Origin of the sequence: Coprococcus phoceensis (assembly GCF_900104635.1) — a bacterium.
Taxonomy (GTDB): Bacteria; Bacillota; Clostridia; order Lachnospirales; family Lachnospiraceae; genus Faecalimonas; species Faecalimonas phoceensis.
Genome location: NZ_FNWC01000005.1, coordinates 46,615 through 63,251, shown reverse-complemented (window position 1 = coordinate 63,251; position 16,637 = coordinate 46,615). Strand labels below are relative to the sequence as shown.

General features: G+C 36.3%; 19 protein-coding genes and 1 pseudogene. 8 read left to right on the top strand and 12 right to left on the bottom strand.

Annotation, left to right across the window (positions count from 1 at the left end; genetic code table 11):
- Positions 1-26: 26 nt before the first annotated feature.
- From BQ5364_RS00405 to BQ5364_RS00380, 6 genes are all read left to right on the top strand, one after another.
- Positions 27-251: a hypothetical protein gene (locus BQ5364_RS00405; protein WP_004614917.1), complete on the top strand. Its 225-nt coding sequence runs from the start codon at positions 27-29 to the stop codon at positions 249-251.
- 16 nt (positions 252-267) lie between these two features.
- Positions 268-633, top strand: coding sequence for a hypothetical protein (locus BQ5364_RS00400; protein ID WP_004614916.1), 366 nt, complete (start codon positions 268-270; stop codon positions 631-633).
- Positions 634-1,000: 367 nt separating this feature from the next.
- Complete coding sequence (locus BQ5364_RS00395) at positions 1,001-1,432, top strand: RNA polymerase sigma factor (RefSeq protein WP_004614915.1); 432 nt, start codon at positions 1,001-1,003, stop codon at positions 1,430-1,432.
- A 4-nt stretch (positions 1,433-1,436) separates the two neighbouring features.
- Positions 1,437-1,676 carry a helix-turn-helix domain-containing protein gene (locus BQ5364_RS00390; RefSeq protein WP_004614914.1) on the top strand — a complete coding sequence of 80 codons (240 nt, stop codon included), beginning with the start codon at positions 1,437-1,439 and terminating at the stop codon, positions 1,674-1,676.
- Between the two features lie 396 nt (positions 1,677-2,072).
- Positions 2,073-2,276, top strand: coding sequence for an excisionase (locus BQ5364_RS00385; RefSeq protein ID WP_002347229.1), 204 nt, complete (start codon positions 2,073-2,075; stop codon positions 2,274-2,276).
- A gap of 78 nt (positions 2,277-2,354) precedes the next feature.
- Complete coding sequence (locus tag BQ5364_RS00380) at positions 2,355-3,545, top strand: site-specific integrase (protein ID WP_004614912.1); 1,191 nt, start codon at positions 2,355-2,357, stop codon at positions 3,543-3,545.
- A gap of 257 nt (positions 3,546-3,802) precedes the next feature.
- Here the strand turns inward: BQ5364_RS00380 and BQ5364_RS00375 are convergent, their stop codons facing one another.
- From BQ5364_RS00375 to BQ5364_RS00335, 11 genes and pseudogenes are all read right to left on the bottom strand, one after another.
- Positions 3,803-4,540 (bottom strand): hypothetical protein, encoded by a 738-nt coding sequence (locus BQ5364_RS00375; RefSeq protein ID WP_071143429.1) that lies wholly within the window; start codon positions 4,538-4,540, stop codon positions 3,803-3,805.
- Positions 4,541-4,908: 368 nt separating this feature from the next.
- Positions 4,909-5,025: pseudogene (locus BQ5364_RS17190) on the bottom strand (helix-turn-helix transcriptional regulator); the annotation flags it as partial.
- The gene (locus BQ5364_RS17860; protein WP_159431659.1) at positions 5,025-5,195 is read right to left on the bottom strand and encodes a hypothetical protein; all 171 of its coding nucleotides are present in this window, start codon (positions 5,193-5,195) and stop codon (positions 5,025-5,027) included. The pseudogene BQ5364_RS17190 and the gene BQ5364_RS17860, both read right to left, overlap by 1 nt.
- A gap of 141 nt (positions 5,196-5,336) precedes the next feature.
- Entirely contained in the window at positions 5,337-5,969 is a 633-nt protein-coding gene (locus BQ5364_RS00370) for an AAA family ATPase (RefSeq protein ID WP_071143428.1), read from the bottom strand.
- A 67-nt stretch (positions 5,970-6,036) separates the two neighbouring features.
- On the bottom strand, positions 6,037-6,882 hold the full coding sequence (locus tag BQ5364_RS00365) for a class II fructose-bisphosphate aldolase (protein ID WP_071143427.1): 846 nt from the start codon (positions 6,880-6,882) through the stop codon (positions 6,037-6,039).
- A 32-nt stretch (positions 6,883-6,914) separates the two neighbouring features.
- Positions 6,915-7,301, bottom strand: coding sequence for a tetratricopeptide repeat protein (locus BQ5364_RS00360; RefSeq protein WP_071143426.1), 387 nt, complete (start codon positions 7,299-7,301; stop codon positions 6,915-6,917).
- A gap of 23 nt (positions 7,302-7,324) precedes the next feature.
- Entirely contained in the window at positions 7,325-8,617 is a 1,293-nt protein-coding gene (locus BQ5364_RS00355; protein WP_071143425.1) for a PTS ascorbate transporter subunit IIC, read from the bottom strand.
- Between the two features lie 18 nt (positions 8,618-8,635).
- Positions 8,636-8,929 carry a PTS sugar transporter subunit IIB gene (locus BQ5364_RS00350; protein ID WP_071143424.1) on the bottom strand — a complete coding sequence of 98 codons (294 nt, stop codon included), beginning with the start codon at positions 8,927-8,929 and terminating at the stop codon, positions 8,636-8,638.
- 22 nt (positions 8,930-8,951) lie between these two features.
- The gene (locus BQ5364_RS00345; RefSeq protein ID WP_071143423.1) at positions 8,952-9,404 is read right to left on the bottom strand and encodes a PTS sugar transporter subunit IIA; all 453 of its coding nucleotides are present in this window, start codon (positions 9,402-9,404) and stop codon (positions 8,952-8,954) included.
- A gap of 172 nt (positions 9,405-9,576) precedes the next feature.
- On the bottom strand, positions 9,577-11,631 hold the full coding sequence (locus BQ5364_RS00340) for a BglG family transcription antiterminator (RefSeq protein ID WP_071143422.1): 2,055 nt from the start codon (positions 11,629-11,631) through the stop codon (positions 9,577-9,579).
- 120 nt (positions 11,632-11,751) lie between these two features.
- The gene (locus BQ5364_RS00335; RefSeq protein ID WP_071143421.1) at positions 11,752-12,585 is read right to left on the bottom strand and encodes a MerR family transcriptional regulator; all 834 of its coding nucleotides are present in this window, start codon (positions 12,583-12,585) and stop codon (positions 11,752-11,754) included.
- A gap of 151 nt (positions 12,586-12,736) precedes the next feature.
- Here BQ5364_RS00335 and BQ5364_RS00330 point away from each other — a divergent pair, with 151 nt between their 5' ends.
- On the top strand, positions 12,737-13,306 hold the full coding sequence (locus BQ5364_RS00330) for a GNAT family N-acetyltransferase (RefSeq protein ID WP_331462993.1): 570 nt from the start codon (positions 12,737-12,739) through the stop codon (positions 13,304-13,306).
- Positions 13,307-13,362: 56 nt separating this feature from the next.
- Here BQ5364_RS00330 and BQ5364_RS00325 read toward each other — a convergent pair whose 3' ends face one another.
- Positions 13,363-15,036, bottom strand: a complete 1,674-nt coding sequence (locus tag BQ5364_RS00325; protein WP_071143420.1) for a family 20 glycosylhydrolase — start codon at positions 15,034-15,036, stop codon at positions 13,363-13,365.
- A 189-nt stretch (positions 15,037-15,225) separates the two neighbouring features.
- Between BQ5364_RS00325 and BQ5364_RS00320 the strand changes: the two genes are divergently transcribed.
- The gene (locus tag BQ5364_RS00320; protein ID WP_071143419.1) at positions 15,226-16,605 is read left to right on the top strand and encodes an aldehyde dehydrogenase; all 1,380 of its coding nucleotides are present in this window, start codon (positions 15,226-15,228) and stop codon (positions 16,603-16,605) included.
- Positions 16,606-16,637: the final 32 nt, after the last annotated feature.

Sequence of the window (16,637 nt, the reverse complement as noted above, 5' to 3'; positions counted from 1 at the left end):
TTACAAGAAAAGAGGTGGTGTAATACATGGTAAGATATACCAAACGGGACAGCAAAAAAATCCTAAAGCAAGTGGCACGACTAAGAGGTATTTCTGTTTCCGAGGTTCGAGAGGAACTGGAAATTGCTATTGAAGAAGCCAGAAACAATCCAGACCCAGACGCACAGGCAGAATTTCACAGACTTTTCGGAAACAAGACACCTACCCCAGAAGAATTTTTATGTATCGCTACAAACAATTTTAGACCGTAGAAATGGAGAACTGGCTATGAGGAAATCAGAAGAAGAACAGAACATCTTCCTATCTATCTGTTCTGCTTATGACAGAGATGTGCTGACGGGAAAAGAAGAAATGAAGAAAGAGGATTTTGAACGTATCACACATATCACTATGGCACTGGGCTTCATACCCTATACACAGCTTATTTGTAGTCTGCACATGGATTTAGCTGTGGAACTTGAAGAACATGAGGAACGGGAAAGAGAAATCTATTTAGAATATCCAGAATATTATGATGATGAAGAAATCTATGAGAAATATGACAAATGGATTGAGGATTTTTGCTCCCAGATACCAGAGGACAGGCAGGAATACTATCGTACACTTATCAAAGAGAATAAGCAGGAATATTAAGCCGTTGAATTTCAATGGCTTTTTTCAATTCTTGCCGAAAAGTGATAATTTAGACAGAATTTGGACAGTTTTGGTTGATAAGATAGTTATATAGGGAAAGTATAAACTCTGTCACAAAAGGAGCAAAATCATAATGGAAACACAAGACATAATCTATAAAAAGTTTATCTAGTCAAACTGCCTTAACAACCATACATACCGTATTTTCAGCTCGTACAGAACCGTTATTTTGTGCGGGCTTTTTTCATGCTCAAAAAAATTTTTTGAATTTTTTCAAAAATTGGTTAGCAAATCACACCTCTCAATCGAGTGTTGGTGCGGAAAGAGGGATAGAACAATCTTTCACAGCAGACAGGGAGGAGGTGTAATGATGAAGCCGACCACATTTGAAAATGCAATCCGCTTGCAGTTTGATACTCTGGTAAAAAGAGTTATTGACACGACCGTCAAAGATTATGACAGGCACATGAAGTTTCTCTCAGACCATGAAAAATCATTCTGTGAGCTTCCAGAAATCAAGGTAAATTCCTTTGCTATACAAGATGACTATGAAATGGACGTAACCGTATTTGATGTATATGGCATGGAAGCCCGTGTATCTGGAGATGAGCTATGCAAGGCATTGAAAAGACTTCCAGAAAAGAAACGCAATAATCTTCTGATGTTCTATTTTCTTGATATGAGCGATACGGAAATAGCAGAACTTCAAAAGATTTCAAGAGCTGGTGCATTTAAGAACAGGCAGAACGCCTTGAATAAAATGCGTGAACTTTTGCAAAAGAGCGAAACGGAGGAATGAGGAAATGGAAAAATCAGTAAAGAAATGTCCACCCTATCATCTGATTGCTTCTGCCGTTGACAGCAACGAAAAGGCTATTGAAAAGCTGTTACAGTTTTATGACCCGTATATTTCAAAAGCCAGTATGCGTCCCTTGTTTGACAGTTATGGAAATGTTTACTTTGCCATTGACATGGAATTAAAGGGACTTATTCGTGAAGCGATTATGCTGATGATACCAAATTTTGAAGTGGAAATAAAATAAACACATCAAGGACATGATTTGACATTTTCCCTCTTTCCTGTCCTAGTATTGAAATTTGTCAATCTATGAAAACCTATCAAAAGCTGATAGGTTTCACAGGCTGACAAGCCTACTGCTCTTTGAAAACTGAATAAAGCAGACAGATACGTTTGCAATACAGCGAGCCACGGAAACTGTACGCCATGACCTTTCCAACAGGAAGCGAGCGACCCACGCAGTGTCCGAGAGCGACCTTTGGAAAAGCCGTTCCGCCACGACCTGTATTGCAGGATAATGATACGTCCGCATGGTGCGGTTCTGCCCACAGGAATGGGAATGGTTGAGATACCAATGGAGCTTTCCGAAGCCGTCTGCCTGCTTGTAAAAAAATGACACACAGTAAAGGGGGTGCATAATATGAACAATACTGATGTGCCTATCTGGGAAAAATATACGCTGACAATAGAGGAAGCGTCAAAATACTTCCGCATTGGCGAAAAGAAATTACGTAAATTAGCCGAAGAAAATCTTGACGCTGGCTGGGTTATCGTGAACGGTAATCGTATTCAGATTAAGCGAAAACAATTTGAAAAAATCATAGATACATTGGACGAAATCTAATGTCATTGAGCTGTAGATATGGTATAATAAGGTATAGCGTATCACGGCTCATTCCATGACGGAAAGGAGCTTTACACTATGTCTAATGTGAAACGGAAAGACAGTAAAAATCGCAATTTGCGTAATGGAGAGAGCCAGCGAAAAGACGGAAGATACGTTTATAAATATACCGATATATACGGAAAGCCACAGTTTATCTATTCTTGGAAACTTGTACCGACAGACAAGACACCTGCTGGAAAGCGTGATGATATATCGTTGAGGGAAAAAGAAGCACAGATAAAAAAAGACCTTAATGACGGTATCGACACAGTCGGCGGTAAAATGACAGTCTGCCAGCTCTTTGACAAGAAGAACAGCCAAAGAAAGAACATCAAGAGGGCTACTGAAAAAGGACGACAGTATCTTATGAACGCTCTGAAAAATGACCCGTTGGGTATGAGGGCGATTGATACTGTTAAGCAGTCGGACGCTAAAGAATGGGCTATCAGAATGAGTGAAAAAGGATATGCCTATAAAACGATTGATAACTATAAGCGTTCCTTGAAAGCGTCATTTTACATGGCGATACAAGACGACTGTATTAGAAAAAACCCGTTTGAGTTTAAGCTAAGTGATGTTCTGGAAGATGATACGGAGCAGAAAGTTATCCTTACATCAGAGCAGGAAGAACGCCTGCTTGCCTTTATGGAAACGGACAAGATTTACAGTAAGTATTATGATGAGGTTGTGCTTCTGCTGGAAACGGGACTTCGTATTTCTGAATTTTGCGGACTGACGACACAGATTGATATGCAGAACAGAATACTCAATATAGACCACCAGTTATTGAAAGATACAGAAATCGGCTACTATATTGAAACACCAAAGACAAAAAACGGAAAACGAGAACTTCCATTGACGGAAAGAGCGTATCAAGCACTCCAAAGGATATTGAAGAACAGAGGAAAGGCTCAACCATTGATTGTAGGTGGTTACAGCAATTTCCTATTCTTGAACCGTGAGGGATTGCCTAAAGTTGCAGGAAACTATGTAGGTATGTTGCGAGGGCTGATTAAGAAGTATAACAAGTATCACAAGGATAAATTACCCAACATCACACCTCATTCATTAAGACATACTTACTGTACGAATATGGCAAATAAGGGAATGAACCCAAATACTCTGCAATATCTCATGGGACACGCTAACATAACCATGACGCTGGGCTATTACGCACACGGTACATTCCAATCTGCTAAAGCGGAATTGGAAAGGCTGGGTTGTTAATATTGGAACGTATATTTACTACTCATTTACTACTTTTGGTTGCATTTTCATGCTGGTAAATGCCAGCTTATGCAAGGTATCTTCCGAAAAGAAAATACCGATAAAGCCCTAAAATACGGGATATATCGGCATTTACCAACTTATGAAAAGATAATCAGAAATTTAGTAAGTTTTTTATTAAAAAAGTCAAAAAAATTTTAAAAAACTATTGACATCTAATAGCCAGTCACTTCTACAGCCTAGAATTGTTCTATTATTTATTCTCTTTCAATTTCTATACTTAAAGATTTTCCAGATTTATCGCTTTGAAAATTTTCATAATACCAAAAATAGAAAGGCTTTTCACAAAGTTCAAAATAAATAATTTCATCGGGTTTTTTATTTTCTATTTTTGCATTGTAAATATCTTCATCATGTACAAATCCATATAAAAAGCGACTATTGTCTGGACTGATATTTAAATCTTGTAAGCTATCACTTAATGCTAACTGTGATTTTAGTAACGACATCGTATCTTTGTCATACGGGCGGTCTTTCTTTATAACCTCATGTACACTTGTAATATAAGCATATCTCTTTTTACCATCTATTTCCTTAATTTTGAATTTTGAAAATGTCAAACTTGACTCTATATCGTTTTTTTCTGATATATACAAAACACTTTTATAGTTTTCGTTTTCAAACTCCTTTATAATCTTATCAATATGTGCTTTATATTCTTCGCCTTGTTCAAACTCAATAGAGGCACTTAACAGAGCATCCTGTATTGAGTTTGCATAATTTTCATCAGAAAGTAAACTTTCTTTTGAGTTTAAATCTTCTATTGGATAATATTTTGTTATTTCTGCCGGAACATATTTATCGTTCATTTCTGTTCTTTGTATTAAACTATTTCCACCTGTTATTTGACCTAAATATCCAAGCCCTAGAAAAACACTAAACACAAAAATAATTATTCCCAATATTATCCAAATTACCTTCTTTTGTTTAGTCATAAGATTAAGCCCTCTCAATTTATTGATTGTTAAATACAAATTTATATGTTTCTCTGTATTCACATTATACCATTTTCCACTACCTGCTACAATATTTCAAAATCTTAAGACTACTTTTTTCTGCTTTTGAAAAGCTACTTTACCGTCCATAATTTGTAAAGGGTGCTAAGCATTGCTTACGCAACAAGCCCTTGACAAATCATATCCCAATAAGTTTAGAGTAATCAAGCAGAAATAAAATAGCCTGTTGTTTTAAGCCAATGAAAAAGAGATACCAACACATTTATGTAGTATCGCTAACTTAATAGCATTATTCTTTTATTCGCAAGCAGGTAAACACAGGTTATTCCTTAATATCCTTTTGTTTGGGAAACTCCTTGCTCCCATTTCGATATTGTTTGCCGTACCACATTCAATTTAATAGCAAGTTCTTGTTGTGAAAGTCCTTTTGATTTTCTGATTGCTTTAATGTTTTCATTTAACATTATAAATGTCCTCCTTTTTTATTTTCTAAAAATATTGTATGAGGAATTCCACGTTGCTGCAAGCAACGCATATTAACATTTAAGTTACCAGCAAGTAACAATTGCAAATTTATTATTTTCTTTATAAGCAATTGTACACGAAAAATCAAGTTTTCGTCAATCTTCATCATTTAACAATAAAATCATAACTCTCCTGGTTACTGTTCCTCCTTCCTGCGAGTTAAATATAGTCTCGATTACCTATGTGAATAAAAACACCGCCCTTTCTCTGATGTTATTTACATCATAAAGAAGGACGGTTTAGATTTGATTTAATCTTGATGTAATTTCGATTGAGGTGCTAAAAAAATCTCACCAATTCGATTGAGAATGGCTTGGTAATCAATCTGATTATAATCTGAGGCGTCGACTTGAATCAGCTCTCCTAATTGAAAGGTGTCATATCCTTTATGCAAACATCTGTCTTTAAATACTTCATACGACACCAGACAATCTGCCTTAGAACGATCTTCCATCGAATCCCCCTTGTGATACTTACTGACCATATGACCAAGATGTCTGCTTTGATCCAAATCTCTCATACGCGACACTTCGTACAACTGATCGATATTTCCTATAGCACGAATTGTAATCACACTATATCCATATCGGGTTGACAATTCTTCCAATCTAGTTTTTTGTTTATCGCTAAATGGATAATCTGAAATCAAAAGATTTTCCTCTTCCATATTTTGTTCTAAGGAGGCATAATATTCTTCCCATGCCCTCTGCTCAAGTCTGCTTTTTTCTTCCAAATTATCAAAGCCATATTCATCCCACTTCTGTTCTTTTATCTCATCCTGATTAACACTAATAAACCCAGGGTATCGTTCCTGTATTTTGCGACACATATAGCTTTTTCCTGTTGCCGGATAACCTGCAAGTAATATCATACATTTTTGCATAATAATTCTCCCATATTGTTTTTGGCTTATGAAAAATAATATTTTTCATAAGCCTGTTTCTTCTTGTCTATAGTCTAAATAGAGTTGCTTTTTCAGTTACAATTTCCGCAATTCGATCATTTGCAGGTCCAAGAAGGGTTCTCAGCGAGGTCAATGGTGTTACCCCTTCTGCAGTAAATGTCTTGCTTACCACCTCAATATAAGATTTATTTAATTCTGTTCCTACATTGATCTTTTTCATCCCTTCTCTTGCAAGTCTCCTCATGTCTTCGTCAGATACTCCTGTTCCCCCATGAAGTACCAAACCGGTATCCCCAAGTTTTGCTTTCAATTCTTCTAACAATTCATAGTTAATCTTTGCTTTTGATTTATACTGTCCATGTGTCGTTCCAATAGAAACTGCCAACGCGTCTACTCCTGTTTCAGAGGCAAAGCGTAATGCATCTTCTGGCTTTGTGTACATTGCAGCATCTTTGTCAACAACTACTCCGTCTTCCGCTCCGCCAATAGAACCGACTTCTCCTTCTACAGATACTCCTTTTCCATGTGCGTACTCGACAACGATTTTCGTGTTTGCAATATTTTCTTCCAACGGAAGAGCTGAACCATCATACATAACTGAAGAATATCCGTAATCAATTGCACGTTTTAATGCATCAATATCTTTACAGTGATCCATATGTAATGCAACATTAATGCTGGAAGTTTCAGCTATAGCTTTTACCGCTGCAATCAATGGTTCAAATCCAATATATTCAGCTGTCCCCAAAGAAGTTTGAAGAATAACTGGAACATTTAGCTTTTCTGCCGCTTTAATCATTGCCGGAACCATCTCAAAACAGTGCAAGTTAAATGACCCTATTGCTCCTTTTCCTTCATTTTCTTTAAACATTTCAATTAAATTCTTATACATCTTTCTTCCTTCTTTCTGTTTAATCTTTATATTTACATTTTCCCACGAAGCATATCTTTTGACATTTGCATCATTTCTTGAACTTTTTGCATATAGTAGTTCATCTGCTCATCATTTTTATTTTCTGCTGCCTGCTGGCGTTTCTTATTGTAAAGCGACATTAAATCAGTGTAACTTTTCCCCATTTCCTTTTTTATAGACAGGCTTTCTTCATAGTATTTGATCGCGCTTTCTAACTCTTCCGCTTGATAATACAAAGCTCCTATTTGATTTAACAAGGGAACTCTCTGCTCCCCAGATAATTCTTCAAGTTCTTGTATCTTTTCACTTGCTTCCGCAATCAACTCATCTTTGTTAACTTTAATATTTACTTCAATGTTTTTTTCTTTCTTTTCCTTCTTCTTTCCAAACAAAAACATCTCAATCCCTCTTTTCTATAGATTTAGAAGATTCCTGCAATCGCTTTAACAACCATAAATACAAATCCGGTCACTACTGTATCCACATCTGTACATGTGATATTCTGGAAACCGATTTCTGCAAGCATTGGACAAAGCAGTGCCGGAAGAATAATAATGAAAATACCGTGGGCGATACATCCGATGATAACGCCTCTGCGTCCTCCCGTTTGATTTGCAAAAATACCAGCTGTTCCACCAGCAAAAAAGTTACTCATAACTCCTGGAATTACCATAGGAAGTCCAAGTGCCGGAATACTTGTTATCAACATACCTATCATTGAACCAATAGTAGTAAATACGAATCCCATGATGACTGAGTTTGGTGCATATGGAAACAATACAGGACAATCTAATGCTGGTTTTGCATTTGGAACCAATTTCTGAGAAATTCCCTGAAATGCTGGAACAATTTCTGCCAATAAGAGTCGAACACCTGAAAGTAAAATATATAACCCTACAACGAACTGCATTGCCTGTAAAAATGCAAATACCATATAGTTCGTATCTCCACAAAACTCTGCACTTGCTTTAGGTCCTGCAATAGCTGCAACAATTAAATAGAAAGGTATCATTACAACCATAACAGATAAGTATGTATCCTGAAGAAATTCTACACTTTTTGGAAGTTTTAATTCTTCGCAAGATTTCGACTTGTCACCGACCAATTTAGATACCAGAGCTGCAAATATATATCCAAATGTGCAGAAATGCCCAAGTGCAATATCATCACCGCCAGTTATTTTTCTAAGAATCGGCTGCGCCATTGCCGGCATCAAAGTTGCAAATGCACCACCTACAACACTAGATACCAAAATCAGAGGAATTCCTTTTAGTCCCAATGCCCAAGCAAATACAACACAAATCGTTGATTCCCAAAGCAGTGCTTGTCCAGTAAGGAAAATGTATTTAAAAGGAGTAAATCTTGCAAGAATAATATTTACAATAAAAATTCCTGCTAATGAAATAGCGATTTCTCCACCAAGCTCAAGATTTCCCATCGCCTGTCCATTGATTGCTTCAATAGATGCAACTACACTCTTAAGACCGTTTAAGCCAAATCCTTTGTTAAACACATCACCGAAGTATGACAGTGACTCCTGCATGACACTGGATCCTGCCGACAGAATCAAAAATCCAAGAATTGTTTTCATGGCTCCTGAAATAACTGTTCCAACCGGTTTTTTCTGCAATGCAAGTCCTAACAAAGCGATTAATCCGATAATAATCGCAGCCTGTGTCAAGATATTTTCAATAATGAAATTTAATATTGCCATATTTTTTCCTCCCTCCTACTATTCAATAGCATTTATTTCTTTTAACACCGGAATAAGTTTTTCTCTGATTTCATTTTTATCTACCAATCTCTCAAGAAAAATTGCCGGACATTTTAAAGTAATACGCTCAAATTGTTTTTCAAAATTTTTTCCTGAAATAATCAAATCCGCATTCTGTCCCGCTACACTGGAGATATCAATGTGATCCATCTTAGCCTCTACACCTAGTTCTTTTAAAACTCCTTCTGTTGCCATCTGGCATGCAAAACTACTTCCTAACCCATTTCCACATACTGCAAATATTTTAAGCATTTTCTTTTCCTCCGTTCATTCTCTACAAATTACTTTCTGCTTTTGTCAACATTTCATATATTTGTTGCTCACTCGTTGCTTCCGCAAGTTCTTTAATCTTGCTTTCATCCATCAGTAACAAGGATAAAACTTTCATTACATCAATATGAGAATTAGCATCACTAGCCCCTAGTGCAATTAGTACACGAACATTTTGACCATCATTCATAAACTGTATCGGTTGTCGCACAACTGTAATGGATAACTGTTTTTCCAGCACTCCGTCTTCTGGCCTTCCATGAATCAACGCAATATCATCTGCCAATACATAATATGGTCCGTACTCTTCTGTACATTTGATAATTGCTGCTTCATAGTTTTCAGTAACATACCCTCCATTAACTAGTGGTTCAAGACTCAGGTGAATTGCTTCTTTCCAATCCTTGGCACTTTCAATAATCTGGATATTCTCTAATTTCAACATCTCTGATATCATTTGTGTCTCCCCTTTCTTGTTTTGTTGTTTGTATTATATCAAGTCAATTTATCAGATAGAAGTCCAATAAATTGCAAATTATTTTGCATCTAGATATATAGGTGTACAATTTTTTGCAATTCTTTTTGCAAAAAAATAGATCGTACTCATACAGTCGATCTATTTTTGATATTTATTCTATTTGTATCTTTTTTGCAGCTCTTAGAACTTCTTGAAATTTATCTAGTATCTCCGTTTTCGTGCTGCAAGTTAAAAATTCATCTACAACACTGTCCTCTCCAAAAATTGTAATAATATCTCGTAATAATTTCAGGTGACTTTCCTGATCAATTGCAGCCAATACAATTACAACATTTGCCAAATCTTTATCTGAAAATCGCACAGGTTCCCTAAAAAAGTGAATAGAACAGTCCAGTTGATTCACTCCCATCTCCGGTTTTGAATGTGCTAAAATTACTCTCGGCATAATAAACATATAAGAACCATAATACCGAATCTGAGAAATGATACTATTTATATACGCAGATTCAATACTTTTATTCTGTATCAAATAATCTGCTGTTTCCCATAATGCCTGTGTCCACATATATTTTCCGTCGTGAATATCCACTCGCAAGTCGTCCACCACGCTCTTCAAATCTTGATAATTTTCTCTAATTTCTGTTTCCATCCCCTTTTTACAATTAAACAAATATTCTTCTATACTCTTTCGAATTTCATCATACACTTTTCCTTTAATGTATGGCTCAATAATCTTCATAAGGTCATCCACCTTGATTTTTCCCATAAATTCTTCCTTTTTCAAATGTCTTGCCAGAACCTCTTTATCTCTCCCTGTCAGAATAGGATGAACCTGTACAACTGGAACAACACTTTTAAAAGCTACCGTAGTAACAATCAACTCGCACACTGCCTGCACATTTTTAATCTTTGATGAAGCTTCCACTCCCACCACTTCTGCTTCCGGGAACATTTTCATAATCTCTCTTTTTAACATATTTCCTGTTGATATTCCATTTGCACAAACAATCAGCACTCGAATTTTATCGCTTTTATTATTTGATATCGGAAGATGTGCTCCGAAATGAAGTGCCAGGTAAGCCACTTCTGTATCCGGAATTGGAAGACCAATCTGGTTTTCCAGATATTTACTAACAATTTTCGTAATTTCAAACAAGTCTGGATATTCCCGAATAATATCTCTATTTAGCATATCCAGACTCTGTATTCCATACTGATATCGATATAGCGAGGAATTAATATGTACAAACAATTCCCTTTCTAAATCTTCTTTATTATCAAATATCACACATGCCGTCTTCTCAAATTCTGTAACTAGTGCTTTTGTAATCTCATATACCATCTCATTATTTGTATTTTCAAAAATATCTTCGGACACGGTAGCAATCCGCCCTCCCAAAAGATGAATACACAGGTATATTTTTTCATTCTCATTTAACTGTGAAAAATATTTTTCAATCAAATAATACTCTTTTCTCTGCTTAATTTCTTCAATTTTAAGATCATCAAAATAGATTCTCTGTTTCCCCTGTTCCATAATTGGCAGCAACACTACCAAAGATTCTCTATTATCAGATACATATTCAACCCCTAAATCCTGTTCTACTTTTTTCAAAGTCTCCTCATAAGCATCCACTTTTTCCCAATCAATAAATTTCATCCCGTCTCTAGTAAACGTTTTTTTCAATTCCTGATAATTCAACAGAAAAACAGCTCTTACTTTCACTTCATTTCCTACAATAATATATCCTTTTTTTGATCTATATTCTAACTCAAGATCATAGTTCTGAAGCTGTTTCACAACCACTCGAAGATCATTAAATACAGAATTACGGCTCACTTTACAATAATCTGCCAAAACATCTACATGCACTGGTTCCTTAGAATATATGATGCTGCAGATAATAATCTGCACTCGCTCCATCGGCGAATAAACATATGCCTCCTCTGTATTTTTTTCCTCCATACATTCGGCAATTTGAATTCTGATCTGTTCACTCAAAAGAAGTCCTTTTCCTCGTACGACTCGCAGCTCCGGAATATCATTTTCAGACAGCCACTCATTAATCCGACATACATCGTAATAAATACTTCTCTGAGAAATATTCAATTCTTCTGCAAGTTGTTGTAGTGATAAATAAGAATTATTATTTAAAAGTTTGCGTAGAATCCCCTTACACTTTGCATTAAGATAAGTACTGTTCATATTCTTTCTCCTTTCAAATGAGATATTCTAGATATACCATTTGCTTTATCATCTGATCTTATTATAACATTCTCTTTAATGCAGTTGCTCTCCATTTGTTTGCAAATTAAATTGCAATAATCAGGGTTCTGTATCCAAAAAACAAGCGTTTTCCTCAATCTTAATCATAATCTTTGTAACATAATCGTTTGGATTGGAAATTACAAAATCATTAAGTCCGACTTCATAAGCATATCCTGTGAGTTCTAAATCATGCTTTTTAGAATAATCAAGCATTTTTTGATACATTTCCGGTAATTTATCCCATGTACCTTTTTGATAACCACATAAATACCTTCCCTTGGGCTTTATAAAACTATTTGAAACAGATTTATTGTTTAAAGCAATCGTATAAATTCCGTCATATTTGGTAAAATTCATGTTATATACATTATCAAGTGATATAAAGCTACCTATTCCCATACGAATCTGTTCAATTCCCCATGTGGATTTTAACGGGCTAAAAATCTGAGATATATCATCCTCGGAAAAGTCATAAGGAAACGTTAAAATCCTTTCTGATTTACATTCTTCAACTCTAATTTCTTGTTCTCGTAAACTTTCACAAAAAACGATCTGCTCTTTCTTTGCTTGTAATATCCTTTTAATATTCTTCAGCTTTTGAATTTCCTTATCTAGTTCTTGCTCCTTTGTGTCTGCAATTTTTAAAAAGTTGTCAGGTGTAGGTTGTTTTCGATACATTTCAATTTCTTTAATACTCATATTCAGTTCCTTTAGCATACGGATATACTCAAAATCTATGCTCTGTGAAATATCATAATATCGATACCCATTTTCTTCTTTTGTAAGAGGACAAAAAAGACCTATATCATCATAGTAATGAAGTGTTCGTTTATTCACTTCATGCAATTTTGCAAATTGTGCTGTTGTTAGCCTTTTCATTTCTTTCTTCATTTTGTTTTATCTCCTCATTGACATTACAGTAACTGTATACTTTATCATACAAAATATAAAACATAAAAACAAGGAGAATATCAATGCAAATAGAATTAAGAGAATATCAAAAACAAGACTTTAAGACCGTAGAAACTATTATCAGAGAAACTTGCATTATGATGAATTTAGCAGTCAGAAAACAGCGGTTAAATTAGCAAGAGCATTTTTAAGCAGTTGTCTGACAAATTATACGTTTTCAAGAGTAGCCGTACTTGACGGGAAAGTTGCAGGCATTATTTTGATAAACGATATCCAAAACCACAAATGTTCATTTTCAAATAGATTATTACAAGTAAAGTCTATATTGTCATTGTATCGTTCCAAAGAGGGCCGGAACGTATCAAAAATTTTTGAAAAAGTAAATGAGATAGATAAGCAATTATTGAGTGAAAGCAACAAATCCTATCCAGCAGAGCTTGCATTATTTGCCGTAAGTTCTTCGTGCCGTGGAAAAGGAATCGGAAAAATGCTTTTTCAATCATCTCTTGAGCATATGGAGAAAACCGGGTTAAAAGAATTTTATTTATTTACAGATACAACCTGTAACTATGGATTTTATGAGCACCAGGGAATGATACGCCGTTTGGAAAAGGAACACACATTTCATATCAAAGGACAGCAAAAAATAATAAATTTCTTTATTTATGATTCTTCAACACAGAAAAAAATGTCCGAATAGCCTCGTCAAACAAGGCTATTCGAACATTTCAACTATGAGCAGATAGACTTTTTTCTCTATGCTCTTCTTTTTTTCATTGTCACAACACAACCGCCTGCGATCACGCACAATGTCATCCAAGTAAATGGTGATGCTACATCTCCTGTCTGTGGTGCAGTTGATTTCGAAATGTTTTCTGTAACTGTTTTCTTTTCTAACTGTGCAATCGCATCTTCAATCGCTTTTGCGTAAGCATCTACCTGAGCCTGCTTTGTGATATCTAAATCACGTACAACTGCGTTCACTGCTTTTGTCACAGCATCAAAATTCTTATAATCTTTTGCATTCAATTTTTCAGCTTTCTGAATTGCTTCGTCTACTTTTGTATAGTCTGCTTTTCTAAGCTCTAATTTAGCAACTGCGTTTTCGATTGCCGCTGCATAACCATCTACAGTTGCCTGTTCTGTCTCTTTCAAGTTTCTTACAACTGCTGCTGTTGCATCATTGACTGCCTTCACTGTCTCTTCTGTGTAGATAGACAAATCAGCCGGTACTTTTGCAAGCGCTGCATCTACTTTTGAGTAATCTGCAGGTCTCACTAAAATATCTCTGTGTTTCTCAGAAAAAGCATCCATTAATGTTAATACACGATCCATATCATGCTCTTTTGACGGATTATCACACCAAATAGCCTGCATACTTCCAATCGTGTCCACTGTGCTGCCACCTGCTAATTCATTATATGGTTTTGCCTCGATATTTTTCAGTGTATTTTCATAAGCATAAATTCCATCCTCAGAAGTGATGTTTCCTAACACCCAGTACCATGCATCATTTGTATTTAGAATCTTGTGTCCTTTTTCTGCGAAATAGCTTGGTTTTGCTACATCAAATCCCCACCATCCTGCTGTCCAGTAAGAGATAATGATATCTTTGTCAAATGTTCCAAATTTGTCATCGCTGTTGTAGTAAATGCCATCGTTGAAGCACATTGGAAGCATATTTGCCTCTTTGATCAGCGCAGCCATATCATTCGTGTAATCGATAAATTTATCATAGATATTTAACTTTTGTAATTCGCCCCATCCCGGAACTCCAAATACATCATTTGCATATTCATCTGCCCCAAAATTGAAGATTTCACAAACTCCTGATGCACTAAAGTAATCGATATATTTCTTTACCAAAACTTGTGTAAATTCAATTGCTTCTGGATTTTCAATGTTTACTGTACGTTCTGATTCTCTTCCATCTTTCGTGTAACGTACATTCTCTAATCCTAACTGTTCCATCGCAACTAAAATGGAGTCCATATGTCCAGGGCTGTTAATTCCCGGAATAATGTCCAAACCTCTTTCTTTTGCATAAGCCACAATGCGATCCATCTCATCTTCTGTCAATACATCGCCATTTGGATCTGCATAATAAGAATTGTTTCCTGCTGTGATTGCTTTTTTTACATCTTCACTTGCATAACTTTTTCCATTCACCTGCATGCTCATATCATCGAGCACAAAACGTAAACCATCATTTCCTAACAGAATCTGCACAGATGTATATCCGTTTTTGTACGCTTTGTCAATGATTTGTTTCAATTGATCTTCTGAGAAATACTTTCTTCCTGCATCAATTGATAACACACTTTTTTTCGTAGTTACTGTTTCTTTCGCATCTACATTTCCAACATTTACACTGAAGAATGCCATCAGCGCCACTAAAAATGTGATACAAAGTTTTTTCCATAATTTCATACTTTTTCTCCTCTATGTGTTTTTTTAGTGCGCTTCATTATAACAAATCGACTATAATTTTAAAAGCTTTTTTTATTCATTTGTACATTTTAATACTTTTTTTGTACAATTCAATATTTTTTTCTGACATTCCTTCCTTGCCTTCTTCTATATTTAGAGGTATCATAAAACAAGCAGGAGGAACCTTAAATGACACAAAATGAAATCAAACAAATTATTGACCGGCAGCATGCATTTTTTCATACAGGAGCAACACTCGATGTCTCTTATAGATTAGATTCACTTCGCCGTCTGCGAGACTGCATCACTCGCCATGAGGCAGATATCAACAAAGCTCTCAAAAAAGATCTTGGGAAAAGCGCCTTTGAAACCTACATGTGCGAGACCGGACTTGTACTGAGTGAGATCAGCTACATGCTGAAACACACACGCTCTTTTGCAAAAGAAAAACGCGTCCACACACCACTCGCTCAGTTTCATTCGAAAAGCTATCGAAAACCTTCGCCTTATGGCGTATGTCTGATCATGAGTCCCTGGAATTACCCATTCCTTTTGACGATTGACCCTCTGGTTGACGCAATTGCCGCAGGAAACACAGCCGTTATTAAGCCAAGTGCCTACTCTCCTTACACAAGCGCGCTTATACAGAAGATGATACATGAATGTTTTGCACCGGAGTATGTCTCGGTCGTGACCGGCGGTCGCACAGAAAATACGTGTCTCCTAAATGAACGTTTTGACTACATCTTCTTTACAGGAAGCCAGTCTGTCGGAAAGGAAGTGATGCGGCAGGCAGCCACTCATCTGACACCAGTCACATTGGAACTAGGCGGGAAAAGTCCTTGTATCGTAGAAAAGACTGCCAATCTGAAACTAGCAGCCAAACGTATCATATTTGGGAAATTTTTAAATTGCGGGCAGACATGCGTCGCACCGGATTACATTTATTGCGACAAGGAGATCAAAGACTCGCTCATTCAAGAATTAAAGAAACAGATTGTCAGACAATTTGGAAGCACACCGCTTGCCAATGCAGATTACGGGAAAATCATCAACGCAAAGCATTTTTCACGTATTTTGACCCTCATAGATACGGAAAAAACAGTGTGGGGCGGAAAATTCGATTCTGATACGTTACAAATTGAGCCGACATTACTTGACCGTGTCACATTCAAAGATGCTGTCATGCAGGAAGAGATTTTCGGACCAGTTCTCCCAATTGTGACTTACGATTCTCTTGACCATGCAATCGCAAAAATCAATTCCATGCCGCATCCGCTTGCACTTTATCTATTTACATCTGACCAAAAGATTGCCAAAAAAGTCACTGCGCGGTGCAGTTTTGGTGGCGGATGCATCAATGATGTTGTCATTCACCTTGCCACAAGTGAAATGGGATTCGGCGGATTCGGAGAAAGTGGCATGGGCGCTTATCACGGAAAGGACGGTTTTGACACGTTCTCCCACTATAAAAGCATTGTAGATAAGAGGACTTGGCTGGATCTTCCGATGCGCTATCAACCCTACAAGAAAACCAATGAAACTTTGCTTCGCTTTTTCTTAAAATAAGAAAACAGCTGCACTTAGAGTCAATGATTCTC